This window comes from Sorangium sp. So ce1014, assembly GCF_051521505.1.
Taxonomy (GTDB): domain Bacteria; phylum Myxococcota_A; class Polyangia; order Polyangiales; family Polyangiaceae; genus Sorangium.
Genome location: NZ_CP150356.1, coordinates 10,850,269 through 10,866,266, shown reverse-complemented (window position 1 = coordinate 10,866,266; position 15,998 = coordinate 10,850,269). Strand labels below are relative to the sequence as shown.

General features: G+C 73.5%; 8 protein-coding genes. 3 read left to right on the top strand and 5 right to left on the bottom strand.

Translation table 11 applies throughout. The features are described from left to right. Positions 1 to 375: 375 nt before the first annotated feature. The gene (locus tag WME75_RS41245; protein ID WP_437482542.1) at positions 376 to 978 is read left to right on the top strand and encodes a hypothetical protein; all 603 of its coding nucleotides are present in this window, start codon (positions 376 to 378) and stop codon (positions 976 to 978) included. Positions 979 to 1,179: 201 nt separating this feature from the next. Here the strand turns inward: WME75_RS41245 and WME75_RS41240 are convergent, their stop codons facing one another. The 3 genes from WME75_RS41240 to WME75_RS41230 form a co-directional block, all read right to left on the bottom strand. Further along, complete coding sequence (locus tag WME75_RS41240; RefSeq protein WP_437482540.1) at positions 1,180 to 3,960, bottom strand: protein kinase domain-containing protein; 2,781 nt, start codon at positions 3,958 to 3,960, stop codon at positions 1,180 to 1,182. 55 nt (positions 3,961 to 4,015) lie between these two features. Further along, positions 4,016 to 4,429: a hemerythrin domain-containing protein gene (locus WME75_RS41235; RefSeq protein ID WP_437482538.1), complete on the bottom strand. Its 414-nt coding sequence runs from the start codon at positions 4,427 to 4,429 to the stop codon at positions 4,016 to 4,018. Between the two features lie 89 nt (positions 4,430 to 4,518). Continuing rightward, positions 4,519 to 4,968 carry a hypothetical protein gene (locus WME75_RS41230; RefSeq protein WP_437482536.1) on the bottom strand — a complete coding sequence of 150 codons (450 nt, stop codon included), beginning with the start codon at positions 4,966 to 4,968 and terminating at the stop codon, positions 4,519 to 4,521. Between the two features lie 151 nt (positions 4,969 to 5,119). Here WME75_RS41230 and WME75_RS41225 point away from each other — a divergent pair, with 151 nt between their 5' ends. After that, positions 5,120 to 9,133, top strand: coding sequence for a transglutaminase domain-containing protein (locus WME75_RS41225; protein ID WP_437482534.1), 4,014 nt, complete (start codon positions 5,120 to 5,122; stop codon positions 9,131 to 9,133). Between the two features lie 203 nt (positions 9,134 to 9,336). Then, positions 9,337 to 10,257, top strand: a complete 921-nt coding sequence (locus WME75_RS41220; RefSeq protein ID WP_437482532.1) for a CBS domain-containing protein — start codon at positions 9,337 to 9,339, stop codon at positions 10,255 to 10,257. A gap of 35 nt (positions 10,258 to 10,292) precedes the next feature. Here WME75_RS41220 and WME75_RS41215 read toward each other — a convergent pair whose 3' ends face one another. Next, entirely contained in the window at positions 10,293 to 11,294 is a 1,002-nt protein-coding gene (locus WME75_RS41215; protein WP_437482530.1) for an NAD-dependent epimerase/dehydratase family protein, read from the bottom strand. Continuing rightward, positions 11,291 to 15,865, bottom strand: a complete 4,575-nt coding sequence (locus WME75_RS41210; RefSeq protein WP_437482528.1) for an AMP-binding protein — start codon at positions 15,863 to 15,865, stop codon at positions 11,291 to 11,293. The genes WME75_RS41215 and WME75_RS41210 overlap by 4 nt, the downstream gene beginning before the upstream one ends. Between the last annotated feature and the right edge of the window lie 133 nt (positions 15,866 to 15,998).

Below are 15,998 nucleotides of genomic sequence, written 5' to 3'. Positions count from 1 at the left end.
GAAGCGCTGATGGATGCCCCGCCCACGTTGAGAGTCGCGGGAAGCAGGCGTGAGCGCTGGGAGCGCGCCCGGCCGATCACCCTGCCGCCCTCCTGCTCGGGGCCGTCGCCTTCTTCGCCAGCTTCGTCCATCGTTTCTATCCCATTCAGCACTGGCTCTTCTGGCGGTACGCCGGCTACCGGCTCCTCTGCGGGCTGTGGACGGCCGCCTGCGTCTCTGCGGGCCACCTGACGCTCAGGCTCGTTGTCGGCCGCTCCCTGCCGATCGTGGAGCAGCTCGCCACGAGCTTCGCCATCGGCGTCCTCGAGTTCGTCTTCCTCAGGAGCGTAGCCGGGCTCCTACAGGGTGCTCGCGCTCGGGCTACTCGGCGTGGGCATGGTGTACTTCGTCATCCTCACGCCCCACGACGTCCTGTTCGACTCGCGCTGGAAGCACCTTGCCGCGCGGGCTCCTGTTCGACAAGGTCGAGCTCGCCGCGCACATGGAGTTCGTGGGGTTCCTCTGCACCCTCGTCGCCATCCAGGCTGCCGTGCGCAATTCGACATCTACCCGGCGTTCCAGTCCATCGCCCGCGCGCTCCCCGAGGGCGCGCGCGTGCTGCTGCACGACAACCACAACCACCTCGGGATCGGCGCCGAGACGCTGTCGGACTGGAACGGCTGGCAGTACGGCATCAGCTATGGTCGGCAGCGCGCGCCCCGCGAGGTCTGGGACCTCCTGAAGGGCATGGGGGTGACCCACGTGGCCTGGGATACCCAGGTCAGCATGGGGTGGGACACGGTCGCGGGAGATCTCATGTTCTTCGACTTCGCGCTCAAGCGCACCGTGAAACACGCGAAGTACGGCGGGATGACGCTCGCCGAGATGGGTCCGCCCCCCGGACCCGCAAGCCCCGTTCCCCACCACCGTGGCCTACCTTGGGCTGCGGCAATGCCTACAAGTCAGGGCTCTACGAGCTCGCCGCCAAGCGGCATGTGATCCTGGGCGGGAAGAGGAGCTGGTTGAAGTAAGCGCACGCCTCGACGTGGAAATCGGCCGGCAGCGCGGAAGCTGCCGGCGGTGTACCGGCGGAAATGCTGCAGCGCGCGGGATGGTGCCAGCAGCCGAGCCCTCTCCTTCCTCAACCAGTCGCCGGAGGCCTCGGAGTGTTGCTGGTATGCCGTCGTTTCAATCCGCTCTTCACTCTGCCTGCGGGGCCGATTCTTCCTGGGGAGGCGGCGCGGCCGGGGGCGGCAAATCGGCCGGTGACGTCCGCTCTTCCTCGGACGGCTCCGGGGGCGGCGTCGGGATCTCGATCGTCAGGTCGTCCACCTTGGCCGGCTCTTTCCGCGGCTTCTTCGGCGGCGGCGGGCGCCGCTTCCGCGGCGGCGGCGCCGTCGCGGCGGCGCTGGCCGAAGGCTGCGCAGTCGGGGCCGCCGACGCGGCGGGCGCCGTGGCGCTGGGCTGGGGCGCCGGCTCTTGCGGCGGCGCGGGCGCCGTCGCGACGGCGGGCGGTGGGGTCTCGCTCTCCGCTGCCGGTGTGCTCTGCGGCAGGCGCTGCGAGCGGAGGACCTGCCACGCGACGACGCCCGCGACAGCGACCAGCACGATAGCTGTCCAGCGAACGCGCCGGCGCCGGCGCGAGCCAGGGTCGAACTCCGGAAGCTCGCCCTCATGCGCCAGCCCGCTCACGCTGGAGGCCTTCATCCAGTGTTCCGGCGTCTGGCCGGAGGGCACGGCGCGATCCGGCGAGGCAGCGGCCGGCGCGACCGGCTGATCGAGCGAACGCGGCGCGCGCAGCGAGGCGGGGGGCGCGGCGGCCACGGCTGTAGCGGCCTCGCCGGCGGCTCGTTCGGCGCCGTCGCGGGGCTGCTCCGGCAGCTCGTGGCTCGGCGGCGCCTCGCGCTCGTACGCCGCTGGATGGGCCTCCGGCGGCGAGAGCGCGCGCGGCGTCTGCGCGGCGAGCGGCGGCTCCGCCGGCGCGCTCGGCGCGAGGGGCACGCCGCTCTCGGGCGTCGGCATTGCAGGCTCGGCCGGCGCGTAGGCAGCGGGCTCGGCCGGCGCGTGGGCAGCGGGCTCGGCCGACGCGTGGGCAGCGGGCTCGGTCGGCGCGTGGGCAGCGGGCTCGGCCGACGGGTGGGCAGCGGGCTCGGCCGACGGGTGGGCAGCGGGCTCGGCCGGCGCGTGGGCAGCGGGCTCGGCCGGCGCGTGGGCGGCGGGCTCCCCGGAGGCGGGCGTCGCGTCGGCTCGTGGACCGAGCGCCGCGGGGTTGGCCGGCGCCATCCAGGGCTCGTCCACGTCGGTGTCGATCGGGTCCTCTTCAAACTCCTCGATGTCGACGTCGAGGAGCGAGGGCGCGCTGTCGGCTGCCTCCCGGGGCATCTCGCTGCGCGCCAGCGAGCCTGACGGGGCCTCGACACCGTCCGCCGTCCCGGGCGACGTGTTGCTCGGGGGCGCGGAGAGCGGCGGCCTCTGCGAGGCGCTGTCGCTGCGCCGCGGCGGCGTCAGCGGCCGCTCGCCGGGCCGAGCCGAAAGCGGCGAGCGCTCGCTGAGCGGCGACCGCTCGCCGCGGTGGGACGAGGCCGGTGGCTGCTCGCTCACCTGAGCCAGAGGCGACACCTGCGGCCGCTCGGTGGCCCGCGGCGGCGCCGGAGGAGGCCGCGCGGTGAGCCCCGGCGGCGCCGAAGGAGGCCGCGCGGTGAGCCCCGGCGGCGCCGGAGGAGGCCGCTCGGTGAGCCGCGGCGGCGCCGGGGGAGGCCGCTCGGTGAGCCGCGACGGCGTCAGCGGCCGCTCGCCGGGCCGAGCCGAAAGCGGCGAGCGCTCGCTGAGCGGCGGCCGCGCGGTGAGCTGCGGCGGCGACGGAGGTCGCTCGCTGGGCCGCGCGGGGACCCGCGCGCTCGGCCTGACCGACAGCGGAGCAGCCGCCGTGTTCGTGGCATGCTCGCTCGGCCGTCGCTCGGGCGATCGCGTCGAGGCGGCGCCTGTGGGGTCGGCCATCCGGGGAAGCGGCGGCGCCTTGGGGATCGTCGAGCCCGTCGCCGGTCGCGGCGGGGCCGCCGGCGGGCGCGTCGGCAAGGCGCGGGACGGCATCGGCGGCGGCCGCGGCGAGCTCGGGCTGCTCGCCGTCTCGGTCGACAGCTCGGCGATGCGGGCGAGCGACTCCGCGAGATCTCGCGCGCTGCTGAAGCGCCGTCCCGGCTCGCGGTCGCACGCGCGCGCGAACCACGCGTCGAAGCTCGGCGGCAGCTCCGGGTTCACCCTCGAGGGGACCGGGATCTCGCCGAGCGAGATCTTGATCAGCAGGTCGCCGACCCCCTCGCTGTCGAACGGGAGCTCGCCCGTCACGCACTGGTAGACGATCACGCCGAGCGCCCAGAGGTCGGCGCGGTGGTCGACCTCCTGGAGCCCCTTCACCTGCTCCGGGCTCATGTAGTGCGGCGTGCCCATGAGCGTGCCGACCGTGGTGCGCTGGGCGGCGCGCTTCCCGTGCCCCACCTTGGCGATGCCGAAGTCGAGGATCTTGACGACCTCGTCGTCCTCGTTCGCGCAGAGGTAAAAATTCTCCGGCTTGAGGTCGCGGTGCACGATGCCGGCCCCGTGCGCGCGGGTGAGCGCGCGCGCGACCTGCGTCACGATCTTCGATGTCTCCTGGAGCGAGAGGCGGCGCCGGCTCGCGAGCCGATCGAAGAGGTCCTCGCCCTCGAGCAGCTCCATCACGATGAACGGCTGCTCCCCCTCGATGCCGTGATCGAGGATCTGCACGACGTGCGTGCTGCGCAGCTGGGCTGCAGCCGTCGCCTCGCGGCGGAACCGCTCGCGCGCGTCCTCCTGCTTCGCGAGCTCGGGATCGATGAGCTTGACGGCGACCTGGGTGCCGAGCGCCAGGTGCTCCGCGATCCACACCGAGGCTTGCGCGCCCTGCCCCACGGGTCGGATGAGGCGGTAGCGCTCGCTCAGCACCTGACCTGCTGCGGTAGACACGACGGCAAAAGCCTACGTCGAGGGGAACATCCGTGTCGAGTTCCTGCGTGCCACCTCAGATCCCCTGACGAACGGTTTCCTGCATCAGCTCGCGCCACTCGTCGCGGGTGAGCTCTGGATAAATGTAGTCGCCCTCGAAATTTGTATGGTGCAGGAGCAGCCGGGCCACATTGACGATGCTCCTTGCGACGTCGGCCTGCGCGACGCTCGCCAGCGCCTCGGTCGCCTCGCGCACGGCGGCGTGCTGTTTCAGCGCGACCTGGACCTCTTCGGTGAGCCCGCGGGCCTGGAAATGGGGGAAGATCGCGGCCTCTTCGTAGCGCATGTGCCGCTCCATCGGACCGCGGAGGAACGTGAGCAGGCTCCCGCGCTCGGCGCTCGCATCGTCCGCGGAGCGCTGCGCCATCGCCATCAGCTTCCTCGCCACCTCGCGGGCGAGCTCCTCCTCCTGGAAGAGCTCGCTCACCATCCGGTCCAGCTCCATGATGCGCGGGCCGTGTAATCCAGATCCCGGGGGAGGTCGAGCGCGGCGCGACCTCGCGCGCGGGGCCGGTCGGCTCAGTCGCGCGCCTCGGCGCGGGCGCGGACGATCGAGGCGAGCCTGCCGACGACGCCGTTGGCGACCATCGTGAGCACCTGCTTCTCCAGCGCCTGTCGCTCGGACGGCCTGCCGCCGAACGAGATGCGCGAGCGGGCGGTGGGGCCGCCGACGACGCGGCCGACGATGGTGCAGCTCACGCGGTGGACGTCGCCCCGCGTGGCCGAGGTGAACTCGACGACGCGCGCGCTCAGCACGACCGAGCGCGCCTTGCCGAAGTCCGCCTTCTTCGCGGCGCTGGAGAGCATGCCGCGCAGCGAGCGCGCCCGCCGGGCCTGGCCTTCGCCTGCGGTCACGTCGACGCTCTTCCACTCGACCTTTGTGTCGCGGGCGAAGGCCGACGCTGGCGAGGCCGTGAGCGTGGTCAGGGCCATCACCGCCGAGAGCACCCATCGTGACGCGCGGCGCATGGGAGCAGGCTAGTGGGCCGCGCGCTCGCCGGCCAAATTCGCGTACCGCTTCACGCCCCGGGGCGGCCGCTCCGCGCAACCCAGCGCGCCGATCGCCGCGCTCGCGCCGCGATCGGGCACGCGCTATGCCGTGGCCTGGAAGCGAGGATCGATGGAGCGGAGCTCGCCGGGGGAAGATCGACGCGATCGACGCGATCGACGAGGACGAGATCGACGCGGGGGGCGCGCGGCGCGCCGGGGCGGATGCATCGCGGCGCTGCTCGCGATCGCCGTCGTCCCCGCGGCGGGCCACGCGCAGGCGCCGCGCCCGGGCGGCGCGAAGGTCGACCCGAGCGCGCCGGCGGCGGGCAGCGCGCCGGTGCGGCGCCCGAGCGGCGCGAAGGTCGACCCGAGCGCGCCGGCGGCGGGCGGCGCGCGCGCGACAGAGAAGCGCTCGCGCATCGCGCCCGCGCTGCGGTGGACCGCCGCGACGCCCGACGAGATGCTCGGCGCCGCGCTGGCCCGGGCGCGGCGGGGCGGCGAGGACGCGCTCGCCGGGCTCGTGATCGCGGCGGCCCTCTCCGATCGCGCGGCGCAGGGCCGCGCGCGGGAGGGCCTCGAGCAGATCGCGGCGTCGCCCTCGGCGCTCGCCGACGAGGCGCGCTGGCTCGCGGCCTCGCTCGCCCCCGAGCCGCCGGCGCCGACGTGGCCCGGCGCGCGCGCCGTCTCGTACGACGCGCCCCCGGACCCTTCGGGGCTCGTGAAGGCGTTCGCCATCCTCGGGCCGTTCCAGGACAACTCGGGCGGCGGGCTCGCGCGCCGCGAGGGGCCCGAGGCGGAAGGCCAGCGCTTCTCGGACATGAGCGCCCGCTACGCCTGGGGCGTGTACGACGTCGCGTGGCGCCGGGTGCTGCCCGCCGCGGCGACCGCGCGCGGCGTGCCGCTCGACCTCTACATCCATCCCCGCGCCGAGAGCTGCACCTACCTCGCCTCGCGCGTGACCGTCCCCGCCGCGCTCGATCGCAAGCCGATCCTCGCCCACGTCGCCGCGACCGGCGCCGTCCGGATCGCGTGGGACGGCGCCGACGTGGCCGCGAGCGACGCCGCCCACCAGCGCCTCGTGCTCGACCGCATCGCCGCGCGGATCGAGGCGCCCGCGGGCGATCACCTGCTCGCCCTCAAGGTGTGCACCGGGGCCGTCTCCGACGAGGGGCGCGTCCGCGTGCGCTTCACCGACGAGCAGCGCCGGCCGGTGGCGCTCGCGACCTCGTCGGACCTCACGAAGCTCGCGCTGCCCCCGGCCGCGTCCCCGGCCGTACGCGCGGCGACCGCCGTCGCGACGGCGCTCGACAGGGCGCTCGACGCGGGCGCGGCGCAGCCGCTGCAGCAGACAGAGCAGACCCTCACGTCCGTCGTGGCGCGCACGCTCGGCGGCGCCGACGATCAGCGATCGCCCCGCGCGCCCGGCCTGCTCGACCGCGTGACGCGGGCTCCGGGGATCTCCGCCGACGCGCTCGCCCTGGCGGGGTGGGTGTCCCCGTTCGGCGCGAACCGCAGCGGCTGGCTCGAGGCCGCGCGCGCCCGCGGCCTCGCCGAGAAGGACCGGGCCACCGCCGCCTTCGCGCAGCGCCGGCTGGTCGCGGCGCACCTCGCCTCGGACCGCGTCGACTGGGCGGCCGCCTTGCTGCGCGAGGACCCGCTGCGCTCGGCGCGCGACCCCGAGGCGCGCGTCCTCCGCGGGCTCGTCGAGAAGAAGCTCGGGACGTCGGGGTTCACGCGGGCCGGGCTCGAGGAGCTGCTCGCGATCGAGCGCGAGCAGAAGGACCGGACGCCGGTCGTCGTCTGGCAGGAGATCGCGGCCGCGGCCCGGCTCGACCCGGCGCTCGAGCTGCAGGCCGCGCGCCGGCTCGCCGAGATCGCGCCCGAGTCGCGGGGCGCGCGCTACGTGCTCGCGTTCGAGCCCGAGGGCGGCGCCGCGCTGGAGCTCTCGGCCGCCGGCGCGCTCGCGCAGCAGACGTCGGCCGAGGACGTCATCCGCATCGGCCGCGCGCTCCACGACGCGGGCCGCGTCGCGTGGGCGCGCGAGGTGCTGTCGTACGCCGCGCAGGTCGCGCCGAACCAGCCCGCCGCGTTCCAGGCGCTCGCCGCGGTCCGGCAGGGCGACGCGAGCGCCGCGGCGACCGCGCTCGCCCACGGCGCGCTCGCGCGGGCGCGCGATCTCGCGCCCGGCGATCCGTTCCTCAAGGCCGAGCTCGCGCTCCGCCTCGGCGAGGGCGCGGCCGGCGCGCCGGACCGGCGGCGCATGCGCGACGAGCAGCACCTCGTCGCGCCCGGCGTCTTCATCACGCGCGCGCGGCAGACCCCGGCGCGGAAGGGCGAGGTGGCCGACCGGCAGCTCCACTGGGTGCGCGTCGTGACGTACCACCCGGACAAGCGCGTCTCGCAGCTCATGCACTACGCGCGCGAGATCGTCATCGAGCCGCGCACCGACCAGGACCTCTACGAGCGCGACATCCCCGCCGAGGCGGAGGACACCGAGCTCCTGTTCGCGCGCGTGCACCGCAAGGACGGCACGGTCTCGCCGCCGGATGAGCAGGGCGCGGGCGGGCAGCGGCCGTTCGTGCGCTGGCCCAAGCTCGAGACCGGCGACGTTGTCGAGGTCGCGGTGCGCGCGTGGACCCCGGGCCCCGTCGGTCGCCGGGGCGACGCGCCGTTCTATTTCATCGACTACGTCGGCTCGACCGACACGCGCCCGATCCTTTACAACGAGGTCGTCGTCGACTCGCCGAAGAGCGATCCCCTGGCGATCGACGTGCTGAACGGCAAGGCGGAGCGGGTGCTCCGGTCCGAGAAGGACGGCCGCCAGGTGACGCGGTTCATCTGGGACGACCCGCCCGAGGTGCCCGAGGAGCCGCTCGCACCGCACCTCGCCGAGGTGCTGCCGGTCGTCGTCGGCTCCACGTTCCACGGCTGGCACGACTTCCGGGAGTGGTACCGGGGCGCGATCGCCGGCTTCACCGAGCCCGACGATCAGGTCCGCCGGCTCGCCGCCGAGCTCACGAAGGGCAAGACCACGCGCGAGGACAAGCTGCGCGCGCTCTTCGACTTCGTGGCCGACGACATCCGCTACGTGAACTTCGTCTCGGGCGAGTGGTGGCTGCCGAACCGCCCGCAGGAGCTCCTGGCGCGGCGCCAGGGCGACTGCGACGACAAGGCGATGCTGCTCATCACGCTGCTCAAGTCGATCGGCATCGAGGCGACGGAGGTGCTGGTGCAGACGCGGTACACGGGCCAGCCCTCGCTGCTCCGGAGCGAGGTGGCGGCGATCCCGGTGTTCGATCACGGCATCGCGTACCTCCCGGGCACAGGCGGCGCGCCGGGCCTGTGGCTCGACGCGACGAGCCCGCAGAGCCGGCTCGGGCCGCTGCCGGCGATGGATGCGCGCACGCTGGCGCTGTTCGTCGACGATGGGCCGCCGAAGATCGTGGAGACGCCGGCGAGCTCGCCGGCCGATCACGGCGTCGACGCCGCTTGGACCATCGCGCTGCTCCCCTCCGGCGCGGGCGAGCTCGTCGCGAAGGAGCGGCACATCGGCGACGCGGCCTTCGAGCTCCGGTCGAACCTGGCGGAGGCCGACGCGCGCGCGCAGTGGGTCGAGCAGTACCTCGCGTACGGCTGGTTCCCCACCGTCGACGTGAAGCCCAGGGTGGCGTTCCAGGCCGATCTCGCGCACGGGGCGGCGTCCCTCGAGTACGAGGCGCGCTCCGAGGGGCTCGCCCGCCGCGAGGGCGCGGAGCTCGCGGTGCCGCTCTCGGGCACGTCCACGATGACGTCGCAGCTCGCGCCGCTCGTGAAGCGCACGCTGCCCGTGGTCCTGCCGCCGAGCATCGCGCCGCGGCACCACAACCGGACGATCACGATCGTCGCCCCCGCGGGGTACGCGTTCGCCGAGCTCCCGCCGGGCGGCGACGAGGACGGCGGCGAGTTCGGCCGCGCGACGATCTCGTTCGCGAAGGTGCCGGGCAAGAACGCGGTGGTGGTGAAGGAGCGGGTGATCATCGACCGCTCGACCCTCCCGGTGGACCAGTACGCCGCCTGGCGCAGCTGGCTGCAGCGGGTCGACGGGCTCCTGCACCGGATGGTGAGGCTCGTACCCGTCGCGCCGGCGGCCAAGCAGGCGCGCTGAGCGCCGGCGGCGCGGGCCGGCGCGCCGCTGGCGAACTATTTACTAAATACTATTTACTAAAACGCCGAGAGCCCTCCACGACCGCCGGGCGAGGGCAGCCGCGCCCTCTCGGTTGGTACCGTTCTGGCTAGCTGTGTCCTCGACGCACGCGCGCACGCGCGCATGTTCACACGCGAAGACGCTGCCCAGGGGAGGGACTCGCCATGTCGCTCGAAGAGTACCGACGCCCGCGGATGATCGTTCTGAGCCCGCGCTCGACCGCTTACGACGCCGTGAGGGCGATGATGGACAACCACGTCGGTTCGGTCCTGGTCCACGATGGCCAGCGCCTCACCGGCATCGTGACCGATCGTGACATCGCGCTGGAGATCGTGGCGGGCGACCTCGACGCGCGCAGCACGATGCTGCGCGACGTCATGTCGGACGAGATCGCGACGGTCGAGGTCGACGCGTCGATCGACGACGCCGTGCGCACAATGCGCGAGCATGCGTGTCGCCGGGTGCCGGTGACCGAGCAAGGGCGGCCCGTCGGCCTCGTGACCCTCGACGACCTGCTCGCCGACGGGGTCATCGACGCCGCGACCGCCGGCTCGATCGTCAGGGCGCAGCTCGAGGTGGCCGCCCGGTTCAAGCCGGAGGGCGCGACGCACCCCGAGGGGACCGCGCGCCCGGAGCGCTCGCACGGCCGCGTGCGGGCCCTCACCCGGCGCAAGGCGCGCGCGGACAGCGCCTATGGCCGTCTGCTCCACGCCGTCGAGCGCCACAGCGGCCTCCAGCAGCGCGACCGCGCCGAACTCGCGCTCCAGATCGCCCTCGGCTGCCTCTGCCGCCGGGTGACGCCCCAGGAGGCGCGGCACCTCATCGCGCAGCTCCCCTCCAAGCTCCACCCGTCGCTCGAGCCGTTTCTCGACGGGCCCGACAAGCGCATCACGACCGCGACCATCGAGGCCGACCTCGCGCGCGAGCTCCGCATGGACCGCGAGGCCGCCGGCTTCGTGCTGCAGGCGATCTGCGAGGCGGTCGCGGACAGCGTGTCCGCCGGCGAGATCGAGGGGTTCCGCGGTCAGCTCCCGCTCGACATGAAGGACCTGTTCCCGCCGACCCCCCTGCGCCGGGCCGTCTGAGCCGCGTCCGGCCGCCCGATACGAGGCCGCGCCGCCTACGTCTGCGGCCAGACCACGCCGCGCGCGCGCAGATCGGCGACGGTGTCCGCGAGCGTCTCGAGCGGGTCGCGGGGCGTCCAGCCGAGCTCGCGCCGCGCCTTCGTCGCGTCGAGGTACCAGAAGTGCTGGCCCATCGCGGCCGACACCGGGTCGACCGGCAGATCGAACGGCAGCCGCTTCCGCGCCCGCTCGATGAGGTGCGCGCCCGCCTTGGCGAGCGCGATGCTCCGCGGCAGCCGCAGGGCAGGGGCCGGGACGCCCGAGATGCGCGAGAGGCGGCGGAAGAAGACGTCCAGGCTCATGTTGGCGGCGCCGAGCAGGTAGCGCTCGCCCGGGCGGCCCTTCTCCATCGCCAGCGCCATGCCCTGCGCCGCGTCGCGGGCGTCGACGAAGGAGAGGCCGCCCGCGGGGATGAAGGGGAGCCGGCGCTCGAGGAAGCTCACGACGTCCCCCGTCGACGCGCCGTGGACATCGCCCGGGCCGAGCAGGATGCTCGGGTTGATGGCGACGACCTCGAACCCGGGCCCGTTGCGATCGAAGGCCGCGCGCTCGGCGTACAGCTTCGAGCGGTAGTAGGGCCAGCCGGCGATGAGCTCGATCGGCGGCTCGGCCGTCTCGTCGCGGACGTCGTTCGGATCCGTGCTCACCGCGACGACGCCGCTCGTGCTCGCGATCACCGCGCGCTTCACCCCCGCGTCGCGGCAGGCGTCGAGGGTGATCTTGGTCCCCTCGACGTGGGTCCGGTAGAGCATCTCGGCGTCCTCGCGGCGCCGCGAGACGCGCCCGGCGCAGTGGAAGAGCCCCTCGCAGCCCTCGGCGGCGCCGCGGACCGACGCCGCGTCGAGGATGTCTCCGCGGCGGAGCGCCACGCCTTGCTCGGCGAGCGCGGGCGCCTCCGCCCGGCAGAGCGCCACGACGTCGTGGCCCGCCCCGCGCAGCGCCGAGACGAGGTGCGAGCCCAGGAAGCCGGTCGCGCCGGTGACGAGGTAGCGGCTCATGCGAGGTCGAAAACCTTCTGGAAGGTCTGGAGGAGGGAGATGTCGTTCGATTTCACGAGGCCCGTCATGAACTCCATCGGGCTCGGTGTGTAGGCCTCGCGGACGATCTTGGTGAAGATCTCCGGCGTTGTTTTGAGGACGCAGTCGGCCTGCTGGCTCGGCTTGCCGATCCGCGCCTCGCAGCTGGCCGGCTCGATCCGCAGCGTCCACTTCGCCTCCTCCTCCGCCCCGAGCGTGACGTAGTAGGTGATGGGCTGGGTGACCCGCCCGGCCACGTACTTCGCCTCGAGCTCGCGGAACAGGACCGTGAGCGGGTGCTCCTTCGTGGTGGCGGCCTGATCGATGTTCTCGACCCGGCGCAGGTCGAGCGCGCCGCCGTCCCTGAGCTTGATCACGGCGAGCTGCGTGAGCTCGGCGACCCTGCGGCAGGCCACCGCGTACTTCATCCCGGCGGTGAGCCGCCGGAGGTCGCCGATCTCGAGCGGCGGCCCGATGCGCGCGACGAGGTCGCGGCGGATCGGGACGCTGCGCCCCTTGGGGAGCGCCTCGAAGGTGCCGCCCAGGTAGAGGGGCAGGATGTCGACGTTGTGCGTGAGCGCGAGGTGCCCGATCGCCGGCTTGAACTCCAGGATGCCGCCGTCGGAGCTGCGCGTGCCCTCGGGGAAGAGCAGCACGGTCCGCCCGCGGTCGAGGATCTCGCCGGTCTGGCGCAGCGCTGTGCGGAGGCCGCCCTTGCGGTCGAAGGGCGCCAGGTTCGTGAGGTTCTCGAAGTAGGCGCGCCGCCAGCGGTTGCCCTCGAAGAAGTAGTCCTGGGCGGCGAGCGAGACGATGCCGTCGCCGTAGCTGCCCAGCGCGAACTTCACGAGCCCCATGTCGAGGTGGCTCGCGTGGTTCGAGATGACGATCGTGTTGCGGTTGTGCGGGATGAAGGCGCGCCCGTAGACCTTCGGGCGCATGAGGTTCCCGTAGAAGCCGGACTGGACCTTGTTCATCCAGTGCTTGGCGAAGTCGGCCACGGGGCGGGGGATGTGGATGGGCTCCTCGCCCGGCTTGTGCGCGTTCGGCTCCGCGAGCGCGGCGCCGGCGTCGTGCGCGAGCGCCCCCGCGCCCGCCTCGGACGCCGTGGCGGCCTCGGCCGCGAGGTGCGCGACGATCGCCTTCACCTCGGAGCGCTTCACCTGGCCGGACGCGGTGCGCGGCAGCTCGGCGTCGTGGAGGTGCAGGGCCATGGGGTGGCACGGCTTGGGCAGCGCCTGGATCGCCGTGCGGAGCGCATCGAGCGCGCGCTCGTGCTGCGCTGCCCACGCGAGCGCCTCGTCGCCGCCGCCGTCCTTCGCGCTCGGCGCTGTGGGGACGGCGAGGCAGGCGACCTGCTCGCCGCCGCGGCCGTTGTCGATCCCGACGATCGCGAGCTCCTTGATGTGCTTGACCTTGCCGAGCAGGCGCTCGACGTCGGCCGGGTACACGTTCTCGCCCTTCGCCGCGGTGATCACCTCGCTCTGCCGGCCGACGAGGACGAGCCGCCCTTGCTTGTCGAGCTTGCCGAGATCGCCTGTGTGCAGCCACCCGTCCGCGTCGAGCGCGGTCCGGGTCGCGCCGGGGTCGTCGGCGTAGCCCTTCATGACGTTGGGGCCGCGCGCGAGCACCTCGCCGACGCCGTTCGCGTCCGGGTCCGCGATCTTGATGTGCACGCCGGGGATCGGCTTGCCCACGTTCCCCGGGCTCACCGTCGGCGACGGCTTGGCGACGGTCAGGAGCGGCGCCGCCTCGGTCAGGCCGTAGCCCTCGGCGAGCGGCAGGCCGAGCCCCTTGAACACGGCGGCCGTGTCCCTGGGGAGCGCCGCGCCGCCGGAGATGAGGAACCGGATGTTGCCGCCGAGCGCCTCGTGGACGTTGCCGAAGAAGAGCCGCCCCATGTTCAGCCCGAAGCGCTTGCCGAGCATGCGGTTCAGCTCCATGGCCCAGCTGAACGCGGCGGCCGCGGCGGGCCCCTGCTCCTTCGCCCGGGCGACGATCTGGCGCTCCAGCATCTGCCAGAGCGCCGGCACGCCGACCATCGCCGTGATGCGGGCCCTCTTCAGCCCGTCGCTCACCCCGTCGGCCGAGACCTCGTCGAGGTAGATGATCCGCGCGCCGTGCGACAGCGGCAGGAGCAGGCCGCAGGTGACCTCGAAGGTCTGGTGGAGCGGCAGCACGCTGAGCACGCGGTCGCTCGCCTTGAGCGGGAACAGCGGGGCGAGGGAGGCGAGGAGCGCCGTGAAGTTGCCGTGCGTGAGCAGCACGCCCTTCGGCTCCCCGGTCGTGCCGCTCGTGTAGACCATGCTCGCGACGTCGTCGCTGCCCACGCGCACGTCCGGGGGCGCGAGCCCCTCGCCGGACGCCGGTCCCAGGCCGGCCACGCGGCCCTCGGCGAAGCCGACCAGGTCGAAGGCGTACAGGTTCGGCAGCGCCGCGCGCACCTCGGCGCCGAGCTTCTCCTCGACGTCGCTGTCCCAGAGGACGACCTTCGCCGTCGACGAGCGGACGATGGCCGCGAACGCGTCCGCGTCGAGGCCCGGGTCGACCGGGACGGCGACGGCGCCTGCGCGGAGGATGCCGAAGTAGGCGACGGGCCACGACGGCTGGTTCGCGCCGGAGAGCGCCACGCGATCGCCGCGGCGGACGCCGAGCGCGGCGAGGCGCGCGGCCGTCTGGCAGGCCGCGTCGCGGAGCTCGCGGTAGCTCGTGCGCGAGAGCCCGTCCTGCTCGATCCGCTGCAGCGAGAGCGCATGATCGAAGCGCTCGGCGACCTCGTCGAGCAGGTCGACCAGGCTGTCGTAGGGCCGGAGCGCCTTGATCTCCCGGCGGAGCATGTTCTCCATGAGCGGGAAGGCCCACTTCTCCAGGCCGGGCAGGTGGACGTTCCAGATGTAGTCGCGCCAGTCGATCTTCTCGGGCGCCCAGATGAAGCGCGCCCGCTCCTCGGGCGGCATGCGGGCCATCGCCGCGCGCGTGTTGGCGCAGGAGTAGACCCAGTCCGCCTCCGCGACGAACGGCATGAAGACCTCGAGGAGGGCCGCCGTCTTCTGCTCGGCCCTGGCGGCGTTCTCCAGCGCGGCGGCGGCCGGCTTGAGGAGGGCGGCGGCGGGGCCGACGCTCGCCGTCTTGAGCAGGCTCCCCAGGCCGCGGAGCGCGCCCTCGATGGCGCGCGCGCCGTGCGCGTTGTACTGCTGCCGGCTCAGCCCGCGCGGCTCGAAGCGGGAGGACACGATGTCGAAGAGCGAGGTCTTCTTCCCCTCGAAGACCTGCCGCCGCTTGTAGAGCCCGGCGAGCTCCAGGTACCGGTCCACGCGGCAGCCGTTCGTGTCGGTCGTCCCGTACTGGTACACGGCGGCCGCGCGGCCCTCGATGAGCTCGCAGAGCGAGGCGATCATGCCGCTCGCGGTCATGTCGACCGGGATGAGGTCGAGCCGCACGTCGTGGTCGCCGGGGAACTGCACCTGCCCCTTCGAGGCGAGGTAGAGGTAGGGCGCCGAGGTGTTGATCCCCTCGTTCCAGCCGCAGAACGGGAACTCGACGGCGGTCTCGACGACGGCGGGGCGGACGATGGTGAAGGGCAGCCCGGAGCTCGCGAGGACCTGCTCGCCGATGCTCTTCGTGTAGGTGTAGATGTTGGTCCACCCCCAGAAGAGCGCGCGCTCCTTGCCGGCCTCGACGAGCCGGTCCTTGATGAACTTGCGCTTCACCCTGGCGAGCTCGTTGTCGAGCGCGCTGCCGCGGCCCGGCTCGCCGCGCGCGGCCAGGTTGGCCTTGGCCTCGTCGAGGAAGGCGCTCTGCCGGAAGGCGTCCTCGCAACGCTGGCGCGCCTGCTTCACGAGGTCGAGGCACTCGCTGATCTCGCGCTGCGGGTCCCAGTGCGATCGATCGAGCGTGCGCTTCGGACAGGCGGCGCCGAACCACGTCTCGCCTGCGGCGCGGGGGAACGGGATCTCGGCCGGGTGGTTCTCCTCGATGAGCCCGGAGCGGTACCCTGCGACGAAGCAGGTGCTCGTGTGCATCACCTTGGCCCCGAGGGTCCGCGCGAGCTCGACGATGTTGCTGATGCCGAACGCGTTGACCTCGAGCGCCTCGTCGAGCGGGGGGTTGAAGTCGACGACCCCGGCCACGTTCACGACCGCGGCGATCTTGCCCGTGAGCTCCGCGACGCGGGCGTCGAGCCCGAGCAGCGGCAGGCCGACGTTGCCGTTCATCGGGGTGATCTTCTGCCGCAGGTACTCCTCGAAGGCGGGCCCCGGGTGCTGCTCGCGGATCGGGTCGAACACCGGCGAGGTCGCGATCTGCGACCAGAAGCGCTCTTCCGGCGACTGGCTCTCCTTGGCCCGGACGAGCAGGTAGATGTGATCGATCTCCGGGAACCTGGCGAGCAGCATGGCCAGCCAGACCTTGCCGAGGAACCCGGTGCCTCCGACCACCACGAGCCGCTTGCCGGCGAACACCTGAGACGGCACCAGCGGCGGGACCGCCGCGGTTTCCTCGCCCTTGGCTCCACCCGGCTCCGCCCCTCGGGCGCCGGCTCCGTTCGTAACACCCATATGGCTCATCGAGACTCCAGGAAGGCCGCTCAATTCGCGCCTGGGCCGGAACGCGTCAAGGGTGAGGTGCCGCGAACCGGGGTTCGCGCCCTTCAGGCACGGGGTTTGCTCGCACCTTTGCTCGCAGAATCGG